15 protein-coding genes are annotated in these 22765 nt (G+C 32.3%); 5 read left to right on the top strand and 10 right to left on the bottom strand.

The genetic code is table 11. The annotated features are described in order from the left end of the window. The first annotated feature begins 481 nt into the window (after window positions 1-481). Window positions 482-1663: a BamA/TamA family outer membrane protein gene (locus ACXAHM_RS12075; RefSeq protein WP_474960697.1), complete on the top strand. Its 1182-nt coding sequence runs from the start codon at window positions 482-484 to the stop codon at window positions 1661-1663. An 86-nt stretch (window positions 1664-1749) separates the two neighbouring features. Here ACXAHM_RS12075 and ACXAHM_RS12070 read toward each other — a convergent pair whose 3' ends face one another. The 3 genes from ACXAHM_RS12070 to ACXAHM_RS12060 all read right to left on the bottom strand — a co-directional run bounded on the left by ACXAHM_RS12070 (window position 1750) and on the right by ACXAHM_RS12060 (window position 6892). Continuing rightward, a complete protein-coding gene (locus ACXAHM_RS12070; RefSeq protein WP_474960696.1) occupies window positions 1750-2928 on the bottom strand; it encodes an acetyl-CoA C-acyltransferase in 1179 nt (392 codons plus the stop codon). A 230-nt stretch (window positions 2929-3158) separates the two neighbouring features. Further along, the gene (locus ACXAHM_RS12065; RefSeq protein WP_474960695.1) at window positions 3159-6344 is read right to left on the bottom strand and encodes a tail fiber domain-containing protein; all 3186 of its coding nucleotides are present in this window, start codon (window positions 6342-6344) and stop codon (window positions 3159-3161) included. A gap of 50 nt (window positions 6345-6394) precedes the next feature. Next, window positions 6395-6892: a T9SS type A sorting domain-containing protein gene (locus tag ACXAHM_RS12060; RefSeq protein ID WP_474960694.1), complete on the bottom strand. Its 498-nt coding sequence runs from the start codon at window positions 6890-6892 to the stop codon at window positions 6395-6397. A gap of 120 nt (window positions 6893-7012) precedes the next feature. Here ACXAHM_RS12060 and ACXAHM_RS12055 point away from each other — a divergent pair, with 120 nt between their 5' ends. Next, a complete protein-coding gene (locus ACXAHM_RS12055; RefSeq protein WP_474960693.1) occupies window positions 7013-8548 on the top strand; it encodes an Ig-like domain repeat protein in 1536 nt (511 codons plus the stop codon). A gap of 67 nt (window positions 8549-8615) precedes the next feature. Here ACXAHM_RS12055 and pflB read toward each other — a convergent pair whose 3' ends face one another. Further along, complete coding sequence (pflB, locus tag ACXAHM_RS12050) at window positions 8616-10883, bottom strand: formate C-acetyltransferase (RefSeq protein ID WP_474960692.1); 2268 nt, start codon at window positions 10881-10883, stop codon at window positions 8616-8618. Window positions 10884-10989: 106 nt separating this feature from the next. Continuing rightward, on the bottom strand, window positions 10990-11832 hold the full coding sequence (locus ACXAHM_RS12045) for a formate/nitrite transporter family protein (RefSeq protein ID WP_474960691.1): 843 nt from the start codon (window positions 11830-11832) through the stop codon (window positions 10990-10992). Window positions 11833-12206: 374 nt separating this feature from the next. Between ACXAHM_RS12045 and ACXAHM_RS12040 the strand changes: the two genes are divergently transcribed. Next, window positions 12207-13112, top strand: coding sequence for a cation diffusion facilitator family transporter (locus ACXAHM_RS12040; RefSeq protein ID WP_474960690.1), 906 nt, complete (start codon window positions 12207-12209; stop codon window positions 13110-13112). Between the two features lie 48 nt (window positions 13113-13160). On the opposite strand, the gene ACXAHM_RS12035 is transcribed toward ACXAHM_RS12040, so the two are convergent. From ACXAHM_RS12035 to ACXAHM_RS12015, 5 genes are all read right to left on the bottom strand, one after another. Continuing rightward, entirely contained in the window at window positions 13161-14072 is a 912-nt protein-coding gene (locus ACXAHM_RS12035) for a hypothetical protein (protein ID WP_474960689.1), read from the bottom strand. Then, on the bottom strand, window positions 14065-15435 hold the full coding sequence (locus ACXAHM_RS12030; RefSeq protein WP_474960688.1) for an MATE family efflux transporter: 1371 nt from the start codon (window positions 15433-15435) through the stop codon (window positions 14065-14067). The genes ACXAHM_RS12035 and ACXAHM_RS12030 overlap by 8 nt, the downstream gene beginning before the upstream one ends. 3 nt (window positions 15436-15438) lie before the next feature. Beyond that, window positions 15439-17055, bottom strand: coding sequence for a sensor histidine kinase (locus ACXAHM_RS12025; RefSeq protein ID WP_474960687.1), 1617 nt, complete (start codon window positions 17053-17055; stop codon window positions 15439-15441). Between the two features lie 135 nt (window positions 17056-17190). After that, a complete protein-coding gene (locus ACXAHM_RS12020; protein WP_474960686.1) occupies window positions 17191-17673 on the bottom strand; it encodes a hypothetical protein in 483 nt (160 codons plus the stop codon). Window positions 17674-17678: 5 nt separating this feature from the next. Continuing rightward, entirely contained in the window at window positions 17679-18272 is a 594-nt protein-coding gene (locus ACXAHM_RS12015; RefSeq protein WP_474960685.1) for a HupE/UreJ family protein, read from the bottom strand. A gap of 230 nt (window positions 18273-18502) precedes the next feature. On the opposite strand from ACXAHM_RS12015, the gene ACXAHM_RS12010 reads away from it, so the two are divergent. Next, a complete protein-coding gene (locus tag ACXAHM_RS12010) occupies window positions 18503-20854 on the top strand; it encodes an ATP-binding protein (RefSeq protein WP_474960684.1) in 2352 nt (783 codons plus the stop codon). A 71-nt stretch (window positions 20855-20925) separates the two neighbouring features. Further along, on the top strand, window positions 20926-22719 hold the full coding sequence (locus tag ACXAHM_RS12005; RefSeq protein ID WP_474960683.1) for a sensor histidine kinase: 1794 nt from the start codon (window positions 20926-20928) through the stop codon (window positions 22717-22719). The last annotated feature ends 46 nt before the right edge of the window (window positions 22720-22765 follow it).

The following is a 22765-nucleotide window of genomic DNA, read 5'->3' as shown; positions in this document are numbered from 1 at the left end:
AGTCACTTTTTTTTAGAGAAAAGTGACTTTATTTTCAATTGACAATCAGGTAGTTATATATTTATAGAGTAATATAATTGTAATAATTACATTTTTTCTTGATTATTTAATAAAAAATTAATTATTTAGTAACTGAAAACAGCAATAAGAAATAGTTTTTGGGTTATTAAAGGAATTAAAAAGGTCTTCACTTTGTGGGGACCTTTTTTAGTTAATAAATATATATTTTACTGCATGATTTAAACCTTTTGTGTCACTTTAGGTCTATAACCTATAATTATTATAGCTGTATTTTATTTTAGTAATACTTTTTCATTATGTTTGATGATGATAATCTAATAGGACTATCTAATGAATATTAATCTATTACTAAAAGATAGATACTGTTTGCTGTTTATTATACTCGATTAATCAAATGAAATCTAATTTCATAAAAATACTTTCCATATTCTCACTCATCCTTTGTTTTCAATTTTCGGCAATGGGTCAACAAAATATCGGACAAAATATTACAATGTCTGATAGTGCAGAAATATCAAAGGATTCTCTTAGGATCCTGAAAAAGCTTCATCGAAAAGAGGAAAAAGAAAAAAAGAATATACGTTTTAGTATACTTGGTGGGCCAGGTTATACGCCCGATTATGGCTTTCTTATCGGTGTTAGTATGTTATTTACATTTTCAACTGATACTACTGATAAGGAGATGAATCGATCTGTAGTACCTATTGCAGGTGCTTGGTTAAGTTCAGGTGGTTTCAACTTATTAATTAAGCCCCAACTATTCTTTAATCATGATAAATTTAGATATTTTGGTCAAGTACAATACTTGAACAACCTTAATAACTATTATGGAGTTGGTTTCGATAATAATAAAAATCAAGTAAGAAGTGATAGTACCACTGAATATTTTATGAACTCCGCTCTAACATATGGTTCATTTTTATTCCGATTGGGTGATTCAGATTTCTTCTTAGGGCCGTCTTATGATTTTACTTATCGACAAATTGAAGATGTTGCTGCCGGAATGGCGAATGATCCTGTTTATCAAGAACAGACTGCTGATTTTCTAGGTGGAGGTGATGATGGAACTAAATTCTTTAATGTAGGTATTGGTTTTGAGTTATCATATGACACTAGAGATATACCTGCCAATGCATGGTCTGGGATCTTTTTTGATGTCAATGCAAGATATTATGATAAATGGCTAGGATCTGCATCACAATGGGGATTCTTTGCTGCTGAATATCGACAATACAAATTATTACCTTTTTTAGGTAAAAGAAGAGTATTAGCTTGGACAGCAAAAATCAGAACAACTTATGGAGATGTTCCTTTTACCGAAATGTCTATGATTGGTTCTCCATTTGATTTGAGAGGATATTACCAAGGACAATATAGAGATAATTCAATGGGCTATGCAATGGCAGAATACCGACATATGTTTAACTCAAAGAGTAAATTATTGAATCGCTTAGGTTTTGCTGTTTGGGGAGGTGTCGGTATGATAGGACCTGAAATTTACAACCCTGGAGGTGTCTTGCCAAACTACGGTGCTGGTTTAAGAATTGAAGTACAACCAAGAATGAATTTTAGAATCGATTTCGGTCAAGATCCAATCGCTGGACAAAGTCTAGTATATTTTAATATGACTGAAGCATTCTAGAGTTAAGAATTAAGAGTTAAAAATGAAAAACATGATAATATGACAGTTCTTCATTTTTAACTCTTAATTTTTAATTCAAATTATAATTATAATTTCTCAATAATCATTGCTGAGGCTCCTCCTCCTCCATTACAAATAGCTGCAAGACCAATTGATCCACTTTGTTTTTGGAGAACTCCATTTAATGTAACCATAATTCTAGCTCCAGAAGCTCCTAATGGATGTCCCATCGAAACTGCTCCACCATGGACATTTACTTTATCTAAAGGAAGCCCAAGCTCCTTAGCAAAAGCAAGAGTAACGACAGAAAATGCTTCATTCACTTCAAAGAAATCAATATGATCTTTTGATAGACCTGCTTTTTTAAGTGCTTTCTCAGCAGCAACAGGAGGTGCAATAGTAAACCACTCTGGCTCTTTTGATGCATCCGCAAAAGATACAATTTTAGCTAAAGGTTTTAATCCTAATCGTTCTACTGCACTTTTACTCGCTAAAACTACTGAAGCGGCTCCATCATTAATTGTTGAAGCATTAGCTGCAGTGACTGTACCTTCTTTTGAAAATACTGCTCTTAATGATGGAATTTTTTCAAATTTCACCTTTTTAAATTCTTCGTCTTCACTAACAACGATTGGATCACCTTTACGTTGAGGAACACTTACAGGTATAATCTCATCTTTAAAAAGACCATCTCCTGTAGCCATAGCTGTTCTTTTATAGGAATTAATTGCAAACTCATCTTGTTCTTCTCGTGAGATTTCACAGCGCTCGGCAGTGGCATCAGCACAAAGTCCCATAGGTTGATTGTTATATGCATCAGCAAGGCCATCACGAACTAATCCATCTAACATTTGACCATGACCATAACCGTAGCCATATCTTCCTTTAGGAATATAATATGGGATATTAGACATTGACTCCATCCCTCCTGTTACTACAACATCGTTATCACCTAACATGATAGATTGTGCACCGAGCATGATTGTTTTCATTCCAGATGAACAAACTTTATTGATAGTAGTACATGGCACATCATTTCCAATACCAGCACCTAATGCCGCTTGCTTTGCTGGTGCTTGACCTAAGTTAGATGAAATTACATTACCCATGTACACTTCGTTGACCTCTGAAGTATCCACTCCTGCTCTCTCCAATGCTCCTTTTATAGCAAAAGAACCAAGTTCTGTTGCTGAAAATGAAGACAGAACACCTCCAAAACTACCGATTGGAGTACGTACAGCAGAGATTATATAAACTTCTTCCATAGTGTGTTTATTGTGTTATTTGTTTATTTAAGGTTGTTTTAAAAATCGTATAGCAATTTAATTTTTATTTAATAATAATCTAAATTTCTTTTTGGCTAAATGAGTAATTTTATTTTCATGTACACGAATAAATACCTTATAAATGAAAAAATAAAGGCTACCTCATTTTTAGAAGTAGCCTATAAGTAGGTGTTTCCCTTTAAATAATTCTATATCAAAATAGAATTAGGTTATTCTATACCATTCTCTGATAGTTTAATATTTTCCTTTTCAGATGACCTTTCATTTTCTAGTTGTTGAAGTCTTGCTTCCAACTGTAAAAGAAGAAGGTTTACTTTTTCATCTTTTACATTGTTACTTTCAATCTTCGCTTCTAAATTCTTAATTCTTTCCTCTTGTGATGTATTTTCCGATTTTAATAGTTCATTTTCTTTTTGAAGCTCTTCAATCATTTGTTGTTGTTCTTGAATAGCTTTTGTGACAACAGGTACCATGTGCTTATAATTTAGAGCATAATGCCCTTCTTTATCAGCGACCCATACATTTTCTGGAAAATACTGCATTACTTCTTGTGCCATAAAACCATAATGTCTTACGCTATCAGCATCTTTGATGTAGTTGTAAGAGTACACCCCTAATTGCATAATATCATCTAAAGTAGTTTTTAATGTATCTATGTTTTCTTTTAGACGTCTATCTGAATAATTAGTACCATCAATTACAGCTCCATCTGCAATAAGATGACCATCTATTCTTATTCCTGGATCTTCTCCATCTACATCTCCAGTTCTAAATTCTAGTATTTTACTTAGTGAAGAACCATCTTTTTGTGTCCTCATCTGTAAATTTCCATCACCATCAATATAAAAAACCCAATTACGATCTCCTCCAGAGTCGTCACGATTAATAAGAAGTCCATCATCATTAACACCTGAAGAACCCTGTTCTACTCTAACTCGACCACCTGAAACTTTTAATTTACCGTTATTGTCAGAAGTTTCAAGAACTATTGAACCACCGTCATGAGCTCTAAATTGAGCTGCACCTCCATTTGTCATACCGACTAGTAACTTTTTATTATTCGTTGAGTAAGTAGTCCAAACATCACCACTACTACTATGAATATGAAAGTTTCTATTGCCTGATCCATCTGGGTTATTAGTACCAAAGCCGATATCAGCTCCTTTTAAATAGAGGTCATCAGACCATTCCGAAGTTCCATTATCATCAGAAGAAAACAATACTTTTCCTGTTTTTGGATCGTCTCCACGCATACGAATTTGACCATTGACATCTAACTTAGATTGAGGGTCATTTGTACCAATTCCTATATCACCTCCTTTTTCTATAATTGAACTTGTCCATCTAGCATCGCCATTATCATCATCAGAAATAAAGAATCTACCTGTACCAGGGTTACCATACCTCAATCTTACTTGTCCAACTATATCTAATGGCTTTTTAGGGTCATTAGTACCTATTCCAACATTTCCAATTGATGTGATTCTAACTCTCTCCAAATCACTGGTTTCAAAGATCATTGATGAAGTACTCTTGTTATTGAAAACAGCTTGTTCAGAATTATCTATTCCTATCAATAGGCCTTTATTTGAGGAAGCTGTAGTTGTGTTTGAGAAAGTTTGCCAAACACCATTAGAACTAGTTTCATGAAGGTGTAGATGTCTAGTACCATGATTTGTGGGGGCATTTGTTCCAATACCTATATCACCTCGAGGATGAACATAAAAAGGATAAGATTCGGTAGTACTCGTTACACCAAAGCTACCTGTATCTTTTAAATTAACAGTGAAATTAGCGGATGGTGTAGATATTTCAGTATTTCCACTTAATTCTCCTCCTAATTGTAATTGATTCCCATTAAACTTTAACCCACTACCTGCGTCAACATCTAATGTCCCAGCACCTGAAGTAATAGTACCAGTCATACCCTTCCCACCTTGAACACCTGTTATAAGAGTAGGTTTATTTAACAAGTTATTATAATCAATGCTATTTGTAGCAGTATAATCAACATAAAATTTATTGGCAGCTTGTAGATCTGAAGCAGGAGTTAGAACATTGTTTATCACTTGATTTCCTGCGTCAAGAGATAAGTTTGATAATGTTGGAGTGATCCAAGAAAGGTTACCACTTCCATCAGTACTTAAAACATGATTAGCACTTTCGCTACCTGGGTTTACAATATAACCATTGTTAGAGACATATGTATCTACTTCACTTTCTGAAAGGTTAGTATTTGTTGCTTCAAGACTTTGAAGAAAATCACTTTCTGTACCTGAATTCCCTTGTGCAACCCAAACATCATAAGCAGAGGCACCATCAACTCCCTGAGTACCTGCAGGACCAACTGGACCTTCTGGTCCTCTAACTGTTCCAACATTAACAAAACTAGCACCATCATATACATATAAATCTCCTGTTGAATTGTCAATGTAACCATCTCCATTTAAAGGTGAAATTATAGCACTTAAACCTGAAGGGTCAGCAACACTTCCTTTTATTGCTACGGAAGTTCCTGGATCACCTTGTGGACCTTGAGGACCTATTACACCTTGAGCACCTGTGTCACCTTTAGGACCTTGAGGGCCTGCTACTCCTTGGATACCTTGTGCTCCAGCAGGGCCTGTATCTCCTTGTGGACCAATTTCACCTTGAATTCCTTGAGGACCTTGAGGACCAACCTCTCCTTGAATACCTTGTTCTCCCTGAATACCTTGCTCTCCTTGTTCTCCTTGGATACCTTGAATACCCTGTTCTCCTTGCACTCCTTGAATACCTTGTAAGGAAGCTATCCAATCATTTTCAGTACCAACAAATCCTAAACTTGTCGCTAATTCATAAGCAGACATTCCATTTTGCCCTTGAAGATTAGGGGTCGTATACCATGAACCATCAGTAAAGTTAAATCTAAACACCCCCTCTCCTTCATATGTAGTGGATGCAATTCCAACACCATCACGACCATCTTTCCCATCATTTCCATTTGAAGCTGTACCCGAAGTTTCCGCATACAATGCATAAGGTACACTCATCAGTTGATTTGTAGTTGAAATAGTATAACCTTCACCACCATAAGGATCTATATCTGTTTTAATAAAATAGACATCTTCTCCCCAACTAATTTGTGAAAATGAGCCCATAGTACTCTCCCCATTACCAATTGCGATTGTAACTAGACCATGGCTATTTGTACTAGGAAAATGAAGTTCTTCATACACTGACAAACCAGAAGAGCTACCTCTTAAGATACTTATTTTAATACCTACAGTTTGGTTTGCTATCAGTTCATTGTTTGTATTTCTAACAACTGCTTGGTAACTCATATAATGAGGTATTTGGGCAAAACTTATCTCAGCAGTTAAGAGAATAAGTAGAATAAATAATAGCTTTTTCATTAAAAAAATATTGGGAAGTGTATATGATATGTTAGACCTAAACAGGTAAATTAATTCTTTATAATTTTAAATGTCCTTGAGATGTCATTATTAAAAACCTGAATAAAATAGACACCTGAAGGTTTATTACTTAATGAAAATTGAGCGTTAAAACTAAATTCAAAAACATCTATTAGTTCTTCGCCTTTAAGATTAAATAAGCGTGCCTTCAACTTATTAGGAGAAGTTGTTTTCAATGAAATTTCATCTACAAAAGGGTTTGGAAAAATGTCAAATTTTATATCATCAAATTCTTTATTTGAAGTTGGTTCTTCATTAACCTCAAATATTTGATAAGGTACATTTACACCTTCATTAAGAATAAAATCCTCTCCAACAGCCTGCTGATTAAAAATTTGTCCAATAGAATAACTTATTTGAAAACTTTCATTTTCTATAGAACCTCCAGCTGAAGCATATGAATTTTGACCTAATACAGAAGTAGTTAAGAATAATAAGGGTAACGTTATTATTGTAATATACCTATATTTTAATAGTATTTGTAACATAAGATGAGACAATAAATAGAGCTTTAAATATTTACAAATTTTAATTTTTTATTTATATTTTGCAAAAAAAATTCAAAACGGCATATCCTTACACAAAATATTCTTCTAACTAACATTATTATGAAATTTCATGCATCAGCTTATTTCTTAATCTTGATTACTTTTTTTAATTCATGTATTACCCTAGATGATGAGTTTTTTCCCACTTTGGTAAATAATACGGATACCGGAAAAATATATTTTTATAAAGATTCAATAAATCTTGATGTTACTTTTAGAGATAATGCATTGATACATGAAACACAAGTTGCATTTTTCCCAAAGGAATATATTTCCTCTTCTTCAGTTTTAGGTGATTTTAATTTTGAACAATCATTTCAAAATGTTAATTCTAGGCTTTTCCATTTTGATACTACTCTTATAGTTCCTGCATATGTGGCTACAGGTGAATATGCTTTAATAGTAAAAAATGTTGATAAAAATAATAATACAACCGTTGATACCAGTTTTTTTAGGATAGAAGCAGATTCAACTGCACCTGTCATCAAAAGCTTTTCTTTGGTGACTCCTATCGATGAAAATATTGAAATTGAAAATTTATGTGCTGGTGAAAAGTTTGTTTTAAAAACTGTCATCCAAGAAAATTTAACGCTAGATAACATTACATTAAATTTTAAGGGAGAAAATGAATATAATTACGATTTATCTGGGATAGGAAGTTTGTCTTCTGAATATTTATTTAAGCAAGAGTTTTTTGCACCAAGGAATCTTGAAGATAATAATTTAGAAGTGGAATTCATTATTCAAGATGCATATGGTAATACATCTACTACAACATATATAATTGATATCAATTGTGACAATCAATCAAGTACTCTTTTATCCTATAAAGAAGCTTCTAATATTACGATACCAGAAGATAGAATGGTCCAATTATATCCTGGACAATTATTCTCCATGAAAAATTTGATTTTTTATGATTTAGGAGGATTGGACTCTGCTTCATTAGAAGTGGTTAGATATGATCATGTGGAAGATGATTTTGTAGAGACAACTATTGATGATCCTAAATACTTTGATTTGGACAATGCAATAGAAAAAGATCTTATTCCCGTTTTTGATAACTCACTTGATTATATGTTTGATGCTCATAATGCTCAAGTAGATGATTCTATTAAAGTCAAAATCAAAGTTAAAGATCAAGGTCAAGATTGGGAAAAAGCTACTGAATTTTCTTTCACATTAGTTGCATTAGAAGATATTGCTCCAGAAATAGTAATAAATGAAGTATTAATAGATGGTAGTTCTCAAGATGTTACAGAAGGTGTAGCGTTTGATTTAACTGATATATTAGGAACAAAGGATAATGTTAATATACAATTCGATGGTATTTTTGAAGAATATGTAGGGCTAAGTTCAGTCACTTATTCTTTTAGAAGTGATAACGGTTTGATTCAGTCATTTGGTCGTACAATTAATTTAGATGGTGAAAATTTAATGTATCCATTAGATATTATTTCCACTCTTAATACAGATTTTCTCATTAATTCAAATGAAAATCTAACGGGTAAAGTAACTTATTATTTAGATATAAAAACTACAGATATAAGAAATCAGACAGATGAAATAAATTATATTTTTAGTGTTACTTATTAAGTACAAAAAGAAAAGGCTACCTCTTACGAAGTAGCCTTTTTTATTGGTCATTATTTCCAGATCAATATTACATTGATTCGTGGAAAGTTCTTTGAATCACTTCTAATTGGTGAGCTCTTGATAATCTGATGAAGTTCACAGCGTAACCAGAAACACGGATTGTTAACTGTGGATATTTCTCAGGATTTTCATAAGCATCCATTAAAGTATCTCTGTTCAATACGTTCACGTTCAAGTGGTGAGCCATACCGCCTTCTTCAGCGAAGTAACCATCCATCATAGTTACAAGGTTTTTCACTTGAGTTTCACGATCAGAACCTAAAGATTTAGGAACGATTGAGAATGTATTTGAGATACCATCTTGAGCATCATTGTAATCTAATTTTGCAACAGAGTTCAATGAAGCTACAGCACCATTAGTATCACGACCGTGCATTGGGTTAGCACCTGGAGCAAATGGCTCACCTGCTTTACGACCGTCAGGTGTAGCACCAGTTTTCTTACCATACATTACGTTTGAAGTAATTGTCAATAATGACATAGTAGGTACTGCGTTACGGTACGTTTTATGTTTTGCTAACTCAGTGAAGAAGATATGAGTGATTTCTTTTGCAATGTTATCCACATCATCGATATCATTACCGTATTTAGGGAAGTCACCTTCGATTTGGAAATCAACTGCTAATCCATTCTCATCACGGATAGGTTTTACTTTTGCATGCTTAATTGCTGATAATGAGTCAGCGATGATAGAGATACCCGCTGCACCATAAGCCATATCGATACCTGGGTTAGTGTCCAAGAATGCGAATTGTGCTTTTTCATAATAGTGCTTATCATGCATGTAGTGAATAATGTTCATTGTTTTCACATAAACACGAGCAACCTCTTTCATTGTTCTCTTGAATTGTGTCATCACTTTGTCATAATCCAAGTACTCATCATTAGCCATTGAATCGATACCATCAACAGTCAATACGTTTTTCACTTCGTCATGACCAGAGTTGATTGCCATCAATAATGCTTTTGGTAAGTTTGTACGTGCACCAAAGAATTGAATTCTTTTACCAATATGTTGGTAAGATACACAACAAGCAATACCATAGTCATCTGAACCACGATTAGGACGCATTAAATCGTCATTTTCGTATTGGATAGATGATGTATCAATAGATACTTGAGAACAGAATTCTTTGAAACCTTGAGGAAGATCTTTTGACCAAAGCACTGTTAAGTTTGGTTCTGGAGATGCTCCTAAATTATAAAGAGTCTGTAAGAATCTAAATGAAGTCTTCGTTACTTTAGTACGACCATCTGAGAATTGACCACCGATAGCTTCTGTTACCCAAGTAGGGTCTCCACCAAAGATTTCATCATAAGCCCCTGGACGTAAGTGACGAACCATACGTAATTTCATTACGAAGTGGTCAATATATTCTTGCGCTTCAACCTCATCGATTGTACCTGCTTCTAAGTCTCTTTGGATATAAATATCTAAGAATGAAGATACATTACCTAGTGACATTGCTGCACCATCTTGTTCTTTTACAGCTGCTAAATAAGCAAAGTAAACAGCTTGAACAGCTTCTTTTGCAGATTCAGCTGGACGAGTTACATCCAAACCATACATTGCAGCCATCTCAGCGATGTCTTTTAATGCTTGGATCTGAGATGAAATCTCCTCACGTAATTGAATGTTCATTGCGATATCAGCACCAGAACCTACTAATAAACCATTTTCAATTTTATTGAAATCAGCTTGCTTTGCAGCGATTAACTGATCTGTACCATAAAGTGCTAAACGACGGTAATCACCAATCACACGACCACGTGCATAGTTATCAGGAAGACCCGTTAAAACACCTAATGAACGGTATGTTCTAATTTCTTTATCATATGCTGCGAACACTTGGTTGTTGTGATCTTTAGCATAATTAAATACATATTCTACTTTAGGGTTTACAGATTTACCTTTTTCTTCAACAGCGTTTTTAACTACTCTGTATCCACCGAAAGGTTTCATCGCTCTTTTTAGAAGCTCATCTGTTTGTAAACCAACTATTGTTTCTAAATCTTTATTGATATAACCTGCTTTATGCGAAGTTACAGTTGAGATTGTATCTGTATCAATATCACGGCAACCGTCATTCGCTCTTTCTTCTTTCATACCTGCTAAACAGATATCCCAAAGCTTTTTCGTCGCTTCAGTTGCTTCCGCTAAGAAAGATGCGTCTCCGTAATAAGGTGTAACATTATTTACTACAAAATCATAAACGTTTATTTCGTTTTGCCATTTTGTTCCTTTTAACTGAGAGTTTAATACAGCGTTTTCCATTTTTCTAAAATTTTCGTTTTTCACAATCTTCACTAACAACAAACGTATATAATACACATGTGGATGTTAGTATTTAGTTTTATTAATTAAATCAACTTAAAATATCTTAACCAGCGATCTTTTTACTGTTAAGCTCTTTCTCAAGTTGAGCATTTTCTTTTTCCATATCTGGCTTCACAAACATCCACCAGTAAATTGATCCTACAAACACTACACCTCCTACGATATTACCAATTGTGGCAGGAATAAGGTTTGTAAAAATAAATTCTGACCAAGTAATCTCTGCACCATTGAAAATAGCTGCAGGAATCACATACATATTGGCAATACAGTGTTCAAAGCCAAATGTTACAAAAGTCATAACAGGAAACCAGATTCCAATTACTTTACCCATTACATCTTTTGCAGCATATGCTTGCCAAACTGCTAAACATACTAGCCAGTTAGCCCCTACTGCTTTAAAGAAAGTCTTGTAGAAAGGATTACCTACTTTATGTTCAGCTACTCCTAAAAGTGCTTTATGGAAGACTTCACCATCTACAACACCTGTAAGCGTTGTTAAGAAATAGGCTACGAATAATGAACCAATGAAATTTCCTAAATAACCAAAAGTCCAAACCTTACCTAATTTTCGCCATGATTGGTCTTTTGAAAAAACAGATACGGTCATAATTGCAGTACTAGAAGTAAATAATTCAGCTCCTGCTATAATCACTAAGATGAGACCTACAGGGAATACAGCCCCCATTAAGAACTTCGGAATACCAGGGTTTTCTGCTCCTAAACCTGGCGATCCTCCTCCAACAATAATGGCAAGTAAAAAGCCAAATGCTACATATGCTCCGCCTAGAAATCCAAAGACTAATAATTGCTGGATGGACATACTACCTTTCTGAAGTGCCCCTCCTCTGATATTACTTAATATCTCTTTTGGTGATGAATATCCCATTTAATTTGAAAGTTTATAAGATTATCTCTTAGTGAGTGATACAAATATCTTAGGTGCTCAAATCTATTTTAGTGATGGTTATCACTAAAAAGGGGTGATCTATTTCAAACACATGTAAATAGCTATAAAACAAGCATTTAGTTAACATTTATACAATAAAAAGTCACAAATTTGAGGTGGTTTATTAATGTATTTTTGACACATATAGCAATTTTTAGAAATGAATTTTCTCGCTTAGCGTAAAGAATCAAAATGCGAAAATTCGCTCATCAGCAAACGGTGAGATATATACAATTTAATAGCGTAACAATTTTTTGTATATTTAAATGAAATGAAGGTAAATTCATTTTCAAAAAACTTAAACCTAAAGAATTATGGGACATCATCACCATCATCATCATTCTCATGGTCAGCACACTAACTCTACAAAGAATATTGGTTGGGCTTTTTTTCTAAATCTCTCTTTTACAATTTTTGAATTCATAGGAGGTTTCTATACGAACTCTGTAGCTATTATTTCTGATGCAATTCACGATTTAGGTGACACACTTGCCATAGGCGTTGGTTATTATTTTGAGAAATTTTCCAATAAAAAAGAGAATACGAAGTATACTTATGGGTACAGAAGGTATTCAACATTAGCAGCTATCATCAATATCATTGTCCTTACATCTGGCTCTATATTAATCATAATTAAGACCATTCCACGTTTGATGCATCCTGAAGAAGTCAATGCTGAAGGAATGTTGTTTATGGCAGTAATTGGTGTTATTGTGAATGGAGCAGCTGTTTTTAAATTATTTGGGAATAAAGACTCTGCTAATCAAAGAGTCATGATGCTTCATATGTTAGAAGATACATTAGGGTGGGTTGCAGTTTTAATTGGGGCAATTGTTATGAACTTCTTTGACTTCCCTATCATTGATCCAATTCTATCCTTAGGAATAGCTTCTTTTATTTTATTCAATGCTGTCAAAAACTTGTTTGGATTGTTACCCATCTTCCTTCAAGCTGCACCAGCAAATATAAACCAAGAAGAAATTATTAAAGAATTAATTAAAATTGATAATGTAGTAGATGCCCATGATCTACATTTGTGGTCGTTGGATGGTGAGTTTAATATTATGAGTCTACACCTTGTTGTAAGCAATGATACAGATATGGGAAGCTGTGCAACAATTAAAAAAGAAGTTCGATCTCTTATCAGAAAAGATAAGATTAAGCACATTACTATTGAAATTGAAAAATTAGAGGAAGATTGTAATGAAAATTCTTATTAAAAAATAAGTCCCTCCTAGAATTGATGATATTCCAGGAGGGATCTTTAATTATATCTCCTTCAAAGGTACACCCATTTCTTGAATAGATGCTTCTCTAACTTCATCTAAAATTTCTCCCGTTCTTAATATTTCTTTCTTAAGAAAACCTCCCACTTCTGCTTCTAGTAAAATCCCTTTTTTTATACCTCCTCGCAAGTTTTGAATTTTAAAATTCTCAGGCATTTGTAATAAATCTCTGAAAAAGGAAACTCCTTGCTCATAGTGATCATGGTCTTTTGTATTTTCCCAAAGACATAAAACACCATTTAAATCGTAACTAGAGATAGTCCCTTTGTACTTAGGCAAAACTTGATTGATTTTATGGGTGTAATCTTGTAAGGCTAATAATTGATTCTCTACCCCTTCTACACCAAAGTTCCAACGAATATATAAGGCTACAAATTCTTTTTCCTTTGGATGATAAAACCTTGAAAAAACCATATCAAACAATTCTGTTGTCCCCATAAATTTATCTACTTCAAAAATGAAATGATAGAGTCCAAACAGAACGAACATAAAGATACATCTAGCCCAGAAGTGATGAGAATTAAAGTTTTCGATTATATGATGTAAAGCTTCTCTAAAGGATAAATCGTCTGAAACCATTCCTTTAATGACATCTTCTAAAACAATAGATAGGAAAATTACAATTGTATAAAGTAGAGATTTCATAATCACTATATTTATCAATTTAGTTCGCCCTAACTTGAGGTCAATACCAACAGTTTCTAGAATAACAACTACTTTACCAGTTAAAGCGGCTGAGAAAGTAGCAGCACCAAAGTAACCTATTTTTAGATGTACTTCTTGAACCATCAAACCAACTAACAAAACCAATAAATTAAATCCTATGGCAAAATATAGTGTTACTAAAAAAGTCTTTTTTACTTCATGAACGATGGTATCTTTAATCTTACTCATGCTTGTTTGGTTGATGTTTTTGAATATAATTTGTCAATCTACTCATTTTATTTTTCATGTAAAATCCTGAAACTAAGATTGAACATAAATCAGAGACAAAAAAGGAAATCCATGTACCTGTCAGTCCCCAAAAGTAAGAAAACACAAAAACAAATGGGATTCGAAAGATAACTTGTCGATTTAAAGTCAATAATAAAGCATCTTTTGCTTTACCCAGCGATTGGGCAAACATACTTGAGATAATACCAATACTAATGATAGGCATTGATAACATCACTCCATAAATTGCTGGAATACTTTGATCTATTAATTGTTCATTTTCAGTAAAAAAACCAACTAATTGATGATCTAATACAAAAACAACAATTACTATAGCTGTATTCATTATTATACCATATTTAATGGTCTTGAAAATAACATCTTTAACTCTTTGTAGGTTTTTTGCTCCGTAATTAAAACTACAAATGGTAAGAAAACCTTGTGCCAAACCAATAATTGGAAAGGTTGCCATCAAGAAAAGTCGACTAATTATACCATATACAGCGACACTAATTTCTCCACCATAATTAAACAAAAGGTGATTTAATATAATCGCAATAATGCTTGATGATCCTTGCCTAGCAAAAGAAGCAGTTCCCAATGCCATAGTCGCTCTTATAATTTGCTTATCCAATACAAATGCTTCCCTTGTAAATTTTAAAATAGTATCTCTATACATGTAATAATGGATAATGTATAGAAAACCGAAAATATAAGACAGTAAAGTAGCAATCGCTGCTCCTTTCATTCCCATATTAAAAACGACAATAAAAACAGGGTCTAGAATAATATTAACAACACCAGGAACAATCATCGCCATCATTGCTGTTTTGGCTTTTCCTTCTGAACGAATTCCATTATTACTCATGATTGACCAAGTCAAAAAAGGCATTCCCCAAATGACGATTGAATAATATTCTTGAGCATAGGAATAAATGTTACCATTGGCACCAAAGAAAATTAAAAGTTTTTCTTCAAAGAGTAACCCTAAGAAAACAGCTATTAAAGTTAACACAATTGTCAATACAGTCTGATTACCTAAAATTTTGACAGCTCTTTTAGGATCATTACCTCCTAATGCTCTTGCAATAAGCGATGCTCCACCCATTCCAATTGCCATACCAATACTTTGAATTAGCATAACCAATGGAGCGACAACTGAAATGCCTGCGATCCCAAGTGCTCCAACCCATCGACCAATAAAAAAAGTATCTACCATTTGATAAAGGACAATTACCATCATCCCCGTCCCTGCCGGAACTGATAACTTAATCAATAATGATTTGATAGATTCATTTCCTAAATCTGGGTTTTCTTTCTTCATAAATTATCTTTTGATAGGAATTCCTATTCTAAAATTTGTGCCTACTCCCTCTTCGGATTCACATACAATTACACCTCCATGCATTTCAACAAACTCTTTTGCAATCACTAAACCTAAACCCGTTCCTTGAATATGTCCGGTATTACTAGCTCTAAAAAATGATTCAAATAAATGTGAAAAATCAGAAAGTGGAATTCCAATTCCCTTATCAATGACTTCAATAGTTAAACCTTCTTGTGTGGTCTCCACATTTAAAAAAACCTCATCGTCTGAGTATTTTTCAGCATTAGAAAGAAGATTATCTAATACATGAGTAATTAAATTAACATCAATCCAAACCTCATCTCTCATTATTTTTTTATTCAGATTAATTGTTTGTTGTGGTGTAATTCTAATAATATATTTCTTTAAATATTCATCTATAAATTGACTAATATCTACTCTTTGAGGTGTAAATGGTGTTTTTCCAGCTTCTATCTTACCTAACTGTAATACCTCATCCATTAAGATATTTAGTCGAGAAGATTCAGCTCTCATCCGGTCTATATATTTTCCAATTTTGATATCTTCGAAATTAAGTGATGCTTTCTTCAAAGCCATCTCCATAATATCCATATTAGTAATAATCGTTGCCAAGGGAGTTTTGAATTCATGAGAAGCCATGGAAATAAATTTAGACCTCATTTCATTCAATTCCTTTTCCCTCTCTAGGTTTTTTCTTAGTTCTACCTCAATCTTCTTCTGCCCCATCATATTTCTTATGATCATAAAATAGACGGTTTGTTGATTTAAAGGTAACAAAGTCAAACTTACCTCAGTAGAAAATTCATCTCCTTTCTCTGTAATAAAAACCCATTCAAATCTTAGTTCCTTTTGAAGGTCACAACTTTTCTTCATGGACTTAAACAATAAGTCAGACTTTCCTCCTTTGGGTTGTTCGACTGGAGAAAATACTTTTAACCATTCATAAAAGTTAACTTGATCGGGTTCTCCAAAAATTGCTTTGACTTTTTCGTTAAATAATGAAATATTAAAATGTTCATCTAACAAAAAATAAGCATCTGAAGATTTATCAAAAATGGTTTTAAACTTTTCTTTCTTTAGGTTTAATTCATTTTTCTTAAGCGTAAGCATCTCCTCTAATTCAAGATTAATATGGGATAACTTCTCTTCTGATTGTTTTAAACGAGAAATATTTTTTTGAAGTAATAAGACTGAATTATTGAAATAGGGTGTTGCTTTTATTTCGAAAATATAATCTTCAAATCGATAATCATATTTTTGAATACTTTGTGTAGAATTAAAAATTTTTGATTTCAGTACTTCTATTATCTTTTTTGAAACTTTAAATTTTTCAGAAAATCCCTCACCTGTAGAATACTCTTGACTTGTTGAATATTTTAATTTCCAATCAGCATCAAATAAGAGAACTTCATCGTACAATCTTTCTAGTAATGAGAAATCTAATCTTTTAGAGGGTGATTTTGTCAAAAACAAAAGGTAAAAAAAATCAGCAGAAATGAGGAAGTAACCTACATACCACAACTGCTCATTAGCAAAAAATAAAAAGCTAATTAAGAAAAGTAAGAGATGTAAATAATGGGTTTTAGTTTTCATCATATGGTATAGACTTCTGTCTAACCATAATTTACTTAATAATTCAATGAAGACCTACGTTGATAAGCTTCATGAAATTACGATCTTTTTAAAAGACTTCTTTTTATAAATAAGGTGATATAATAAGCATTAATTACCCTATTTTACTTTTGATTTATGGAAATTCTTAAACCTTGTCTTCATAAGATTCAGAACTGTTTTATAATTGGTCATTTCTCGATTCGAAATGATAATTGGCTGACCTAATTTTGTTTGGATAACTAAAATATCAAACTCTTTCTTATTTACTATTTTCTTCTTCTCCTCCCAGAATAAAAGGTATTTTAGCAAATCTAACTCAACCTCAGCACCAAGTCTTAATGGATATTTTTCAATGACCAAATTTCCTTGGAATGTAACAGTCTTGTAAGCAAACATGATGCGTACAAACATAAAAATCATTAGAAAAGAAGTAGAAACTAACAATAGAAGTTTATACCATTCCATACCTCCGATGCTTATCCAACGAACACTTCCCATAAGTATTAGAAGAAGAATAAATACAAATACGCCTAAAGCAAAGAATGCCGGTGTCTTGGGATAGGATACGATTTTATTATAATTACTTCCTTTCTTACTCATAATAACTAACTTACAATGATGATAATAGCTGATAAGAATGCCCCTCCTGATAAGAATAAATTCCAATCTCTTTGATGCCACATCGTTAATCTTAACATAATAGCATTCAATAATAAACAAATCAATACAATAATCACTTGTCCAAATTCTAAACCAAGGTTAAAAGCTAATAATGGTTCCCAGATTTGCTCTTCACTTCCCAATAAAGATTTTAAGTAGTTCGAAAACCCTAAACCATGAATTAATCCAAATAAACTTGCTTCTATAAAGTATCTTTTAATAGGCCTCTTTTTGGAAACATATGAAGGTCTACTCTTTTCATTACTTAAATTAAATAAATTAGATATACAAACGATAATAATTGTCACAGGTATTAATGTTTCAATTAATTCAGGATTGATACTTACAATATCTAATGTTGATAATGCTAAAGTAATTGAATGTCCTAAGGTAAAGGCTGTAACTAATATCAAAACTTGTTTTAGATGACGTGAACTAAAAGAAGCCATCAATGCTATAATAAAAAGTATATGATCATATCCTTTTACATCTGTGATATGTTCTAAACCAAGCTGTAGATACAAACCGAAGGAATCCATAAAAATAAGTATGTTCGTTGTAAGTTTATTTAAAATGTAAATATACATTCAAAAAATACATAAATGGAGTATTAGTTTTCAATAAATACAAACAGAGTTTAAAGAATGCTTGTTTAAAATCATGGTTTATTAATGGGAATTGAATAATTTTAAGCTGTCAATTCAATTTAATAATGAGCATTTCAAAATACATTTTCATATTCCTTTTATTCTTGTCTTCTAATTTACTGATGGCACAATCATCTTGGGAGCAAATTAAGACTACTAAAAAAGGAGATATTACTGTCTTTTATATTCAAAACAAACCATTTGTCTATTCCTTACCTACTGGAGGAATGGCTGGAATCGAATATGAAATGTTTTCTAACATGATCAAAAGACAAAGAAAAGAATTACAAGCGGTCATTAATATAAAATGGGTCCCTTTAGATTCTTGGGAAGAACTCTATTCTAAAATGAAAACGAGTCCCGATGGTTATTTTGGGATGTCTGGTATTACTATTACTGATGAAAGACAACAAAATATTAGCTACTTACCTAGCTATATGCCGGATATTGAAATAATAGTTTCCTCTGAAAATGTCCCCCTTTTCCAGAAAATAGAAAATTTCAACTCTGCCTTTCAATCTCTACATGCATACACCATTAAAAATTCAACTTTTGAAAGAAACCTTGTCAAGTTGAAGACTAGTAATTTACCTGCATTAGAATATTCATATATTTCAACTTCTGAAGAATTGATTAATAAAATTGCTTCGGGTAATGATGTATGGGGTTATACACAGCTTTCAAATTATGCCTATGCACTTTCCAAAGGTTTAAAACTACATCGTCAGGTTTTTTATCAGGTAGAAAATCAAGGATTGGCGATTACAGTTCCTCAAAAATCATCTTGGATACAACCTCTAAGTAAAGTATCAGAAGATGCACAATTTAGAATGGAAACGAATACATTAATTCGAAAATATTTAGGAGATAAAGTTACGGATTTGATATGGGATTTATCAATTCAAGAAGATGGATTAATTGATACTTTAAAAAACCAACAAAGAGAAATTGGCCTTTTAACAATTGAATCAGAAATTAGATTACTACGTCTGACTCAAAAAGAATTAGAAATTTCTCAACAAAATACTATTCGAAACATTCTTGTCGTAACACTCTCACTTACGTTATTACTTGTCGTGACTTTATTTCATTTTAATAACTTAGTCAAACGATCTAATCAAAAGTTAGAGACTCAAAATCAAGAAATTGACGAACAAACAAGAACTCTTAAAAAGGCATATAAAGATTTAGAAATGCTGAGTGGCATAGGAAGAGATATTACCTCCAAATTAGCGTTAGAAGATATTATAGAAACTGCCTATAAAAGTATTAATATACTTATTGCTACACCTGTTTTTGGGATTGGTTTATATAATGAAAAAACGGATACTTTAGACTTTCCATATATTTATGAATATGATGAAAAGATCAAAGATCAATCATTTGCATTAAAAGATAAGATGCGATTGGCAGTCATGAGTTTTGATCAGAAAAAGGAGTTTTTCATTCAAAAATTTAGCACAGATCACCGCAATTATGTGAAAGAAGTATTACAGCCAATTGCAGGTAAAAATACAGAATCAATTATCTATATTCCATTGGTGGCAAAACACAAAAAACCAATAGGTGTATTTACAATACAATCTTTTGAAGCGAATGCTTTTGATAGTTACCAACTCAATTTACTGAGAAACTTAGCGATCTATATTCGTATCGCTCTTCAAAATGCAAAAACATATCACAACACTAAAGAGAAGAAAAAACAACTTCAAGAGGCGAATAACCATATTATTGAACAAAAGGAATTAATTGAAGAAAAAAACCATGAATTAGAAAATGCTAACAATGAAAAGAATCATCTTCTTTCGATTGTAGCACACGATCTTCGTAACCCTTTAGCATCTTCTATTACTTTATTGAGTATGCTCAATACTGATGAAACTTCACTTGATGAAGATGAAAAACTTTGCATACAAGGTTCTCTTAATGCAATGCATAGGATGAATAAAATGATTGAAGATATCCTTGATGCTAGAGTTTCTGAAAATAAAGAGAGCAAAGAAATTGAGGAAGCTGAAAAAGATATTTTCTCTGTTTCTGATATTATGGGTACAATTATTAATGATTTTACAGGCCCTGCAGAAATGAAAGATATACAATTAGATTATCAATTAATTTCGGATGGTCTCATTGAAGCCAACAAACAACATTGTATACAGATCTATGAAAACTTAATTTCTAATGCCATTAAGTTCTCTCCTAAAAATACTCAGATAACTGTTTCTATTGAAAAAACAATAGAAGGTGTTCAAGTTAAAATTGAAGATCAAGGACCAGGGCTTTCAGAAGAAGATCAAAAGAAATTATTTCAGAAATTCCAAACTTTAAGCCCAAGACCAACTGGAGGTGAAAAATCTACAGGTATAGGTCTTTCTATTGTTAAAAAATATGTGGAAGAAATGGAAGGAACGGTCGAATGTACAAGTCAGGAAAATAAAGGAACTACATTTATAGTTACTCTACCCCATTTATAAGATTATTTTTTTTCCTCTATCCTTTGCAGTATATTCAAAATTGATATTGATGAAAATGTCATTTTTGAACTATGAAACAAACAAAAAATACTTTTACACTAGCTGCTAAAATTGAACAACTGAGTCTTAAAAAGCTTTGGACTTTATATTTTTCAGCCATTACAGCTATCATTTTACTTTTAAGTTTATCTCAAATCGTTTTTCATACTTTTTCTCAAAAACAAAATGATGATGCTGACTTAATAAATAAAGCGGGTAAACAAAGAATGCTCAGTCAGAAACTAACGAAATGTGTATTATTAATAGAAAAAGATAAAACCAGTCCTTATTTCAATGAACTTGAACTTACTCTTTCAGAATGGAAAACAGCACATTTAGAATTAGGGCAGTATAATAATTCGATTAGTAATTCAGTTTATAAAAATAAAGCTCAAGAACTTTATCAAAAAGCAGATATTTTTCATACTAAAATCATTGAGAATACTGAACTACTTTTATCGAATAATCAAGAAATCTCTCCAAATGTAATCCATGAAATTTTAGCCAATGAGGCTTATTATTTAACAAATATGGATCAATTAGTAAGCGTCTACTCTGAGGATGCAAATAGTAAATTAAACGACATTCAAAATACATCTTTAGTACTTTTCATTATTACATTATTCTTATTGTTATTTGAATTAGGTTATGTATTTCGTCCTACCGCAAGAAGAATTCGTAAAACGTTTGATGAACTTGAAAAAGCAAAAAGGGTCAATCAAGAGAAAATTCATGAGATAGATCAACTTTATAGATCGTTAGGCCAATCTTATCAGTATTTATCAGAATCAAAAGATAATGAAGAAAACCTAAATGTTTTACTTGCTAAAGCGAACACAGAGGGGAAAATCACATTCATATCTGAAGCTTTACTTGACATTTTAAAAATAGAAAAAGAAGAAATCCCTGATAATATCTATGATTGGTTAGTCAATGAAGGGTATAAAAAAGAAATGATACAAGAGGTATTCGAAACCGCTCTCAATCATGAAACTTGGATAGGCACTTTACATTTGACAGATACGGATGGTGATTATAAATGGATTGAAGTAACGATTACATTAATGTATACACAAAAGCCAAGTATATTATTAATAGGAAGAGATGTTACAGAAGAAAAAGAGGCAGAAGAAAGATCGAAAGAGATTAATCAGGAAGAAATTGATAAACATATTGAAACACAGAAAGAAAGGTCTCTCCTAATATTAAAAGGACAAGAAGAAGAAAGAGGAAGAATTTCTAAAGATATACATGATGGTATTGGACAATTACTAACTGCCCTTAAATTTAGTTTAGAATCTATTGATACCTCTGCTCAAAAGTCATCAACAACAAAATTAAAAGAATCTAAAAATTTACTTAAAAATATAATTCGTGAAGTAAGAAGAGTTTCGTTTAACCTCTCTCCTAACACATTAGGTGATTATGGAATTAATGCTGTTTTGACAAGGTTTGCCAATGAAACAAGTAGATTATCTGATGTGACTGTCACATTTAACAATAAGTCAGAATTTAATGAAAGGTTTGAAAAGCATATAGAAACTAATATTTATAGAATTGTTCAAGAAGCTGTAAATAATGCAATCAAATATTCTGAGGCTGGAGAAATTACCGTAGACCTTGAGCATGATTTTGAAACATTATATATAGATGTGAAAGATAATGGTAGAGGTTTTGACACCAACAACTTCCAAATACATGGTGGAGGAAATGGTCTCTTAAACATGGAAGAAAGAGCTGGTTTCGTAGGAGGAAAAATTCAAGTAGCTTCAAAAGTTGATTCAGGAACAACAATTTCAGTAGAAGTACCTATTATTAGAGAATAACTAAGTAATTTTTATATATTGCGAAGTATAACTCACATCAAAAAAT

The organism is Flammeovirga sp. AWQ4_249 (assembly GCF_056161045.1).
Note: the sequence above shows the minus strand (reverse complement) of the source record. Positions and strands in the feature narration are given on the sequence as shown.

Coding starts and splice junctions, on each gene's coding strand:
- ACXAHM_RS12075 (WP_474960697.1), top strand. CDS start 482: ATGGGTCAACAAAATATCGGACAAAATATTACAATGTCTGATAGTGCA.
- ACXAHM_RS12070 (WP_474960696.1), bottom strand. CDS start 2,928: ATGGAAGAAGTTTATATAATCTCTGCTGTACGTACTCCAATCGGTAGT.
- ACXAHM_RS12065 (WP_474960695.1), bottom strand. CDS start 6,344: ATGAAAAAGCTATTATTTATTCTACTTATTCTCTTAACTGCTGAGATA.
- ACXAHM_RS12060 (WP_474960694.1), bottom strand. CDS start 6,892: ATGTTACAAATACTATTAAAATATAGGTATATTACAATAATAACGTTA.
- ACXAHM_RS12055 (WP_474960693.1), top strand. CDS start 7,013: ATGAAATTTCATGCATCAGCTTATTTCTTAATCTTGATTACTTTTTTT.
- pflB (WP_474960692.1), bottom strand. CDS start 10,883: ATGGAAAACGCTGTATTAAACTCTCAGTTAAAAGGAACAAAATGGCAA.
- ACXAHM_RS12045 (WP_474960691.1), bottom strand. CDS start 11,832: ATGGGATATTCATCACCAAAAGAGATATTAAGTAATATCAGAGGAGGG.
- ACXAHM_RS12040 (WP_474960690.1), top strand. CDS start 12,207: ATGGGACATCATCACCATCATCATCATTCTCATGGTCAGCACACTAAC.
- ACXAHM_RS12035 (WP_474960689.1), bottom strand. CDS start 14,072: ATGAGTAAGATTAAAGATACCATCGTTCATGAAGTAAAAAAGACTTTT.
- ACXAHM_RS12030 (WP_474960688.1), bottom strand. CDS start 15,435: ATGAAGAAAGAAAACCCAGATTTAGGAAATGAATCTATCAAATCATTA.
- ACXAHM_RS12025 (WP_474960687.1), bottom strand. CDS start 17,055: ATGATGAAAACTAAAACCCATTATTTACATCTCTTACTTTTCTTAATT.
- ACXAHM_RS12020 (WP_474960686.1), bottom strand. CDS start 17,673: ATGAGTAAGAAAGGAAGTAATTATAATAAAATCGTATCCTATCCCAAG.
- ACXAHM_RS12015 (WP_474960685.1), bottom strand. CDS start 18,272: ATGGATTCCTTCGGTTTGTATCTACAGCTTGGTTTAGAACATATCACA.
- ACXAHM_RS12010 (WP_474960684.1), top strand. CDS start 18,503: ATGGCACAATCATCTTGGGAGCAAATTAAGACTACTAAAAAAGGAGAT.
- ACXAHM_RS12005 (WP_474960683.1), top strand. CDS start 20,926: ATGAAACAAACAAAAAATACTTTTACACTAGCTGCTAAAATTGAACAA.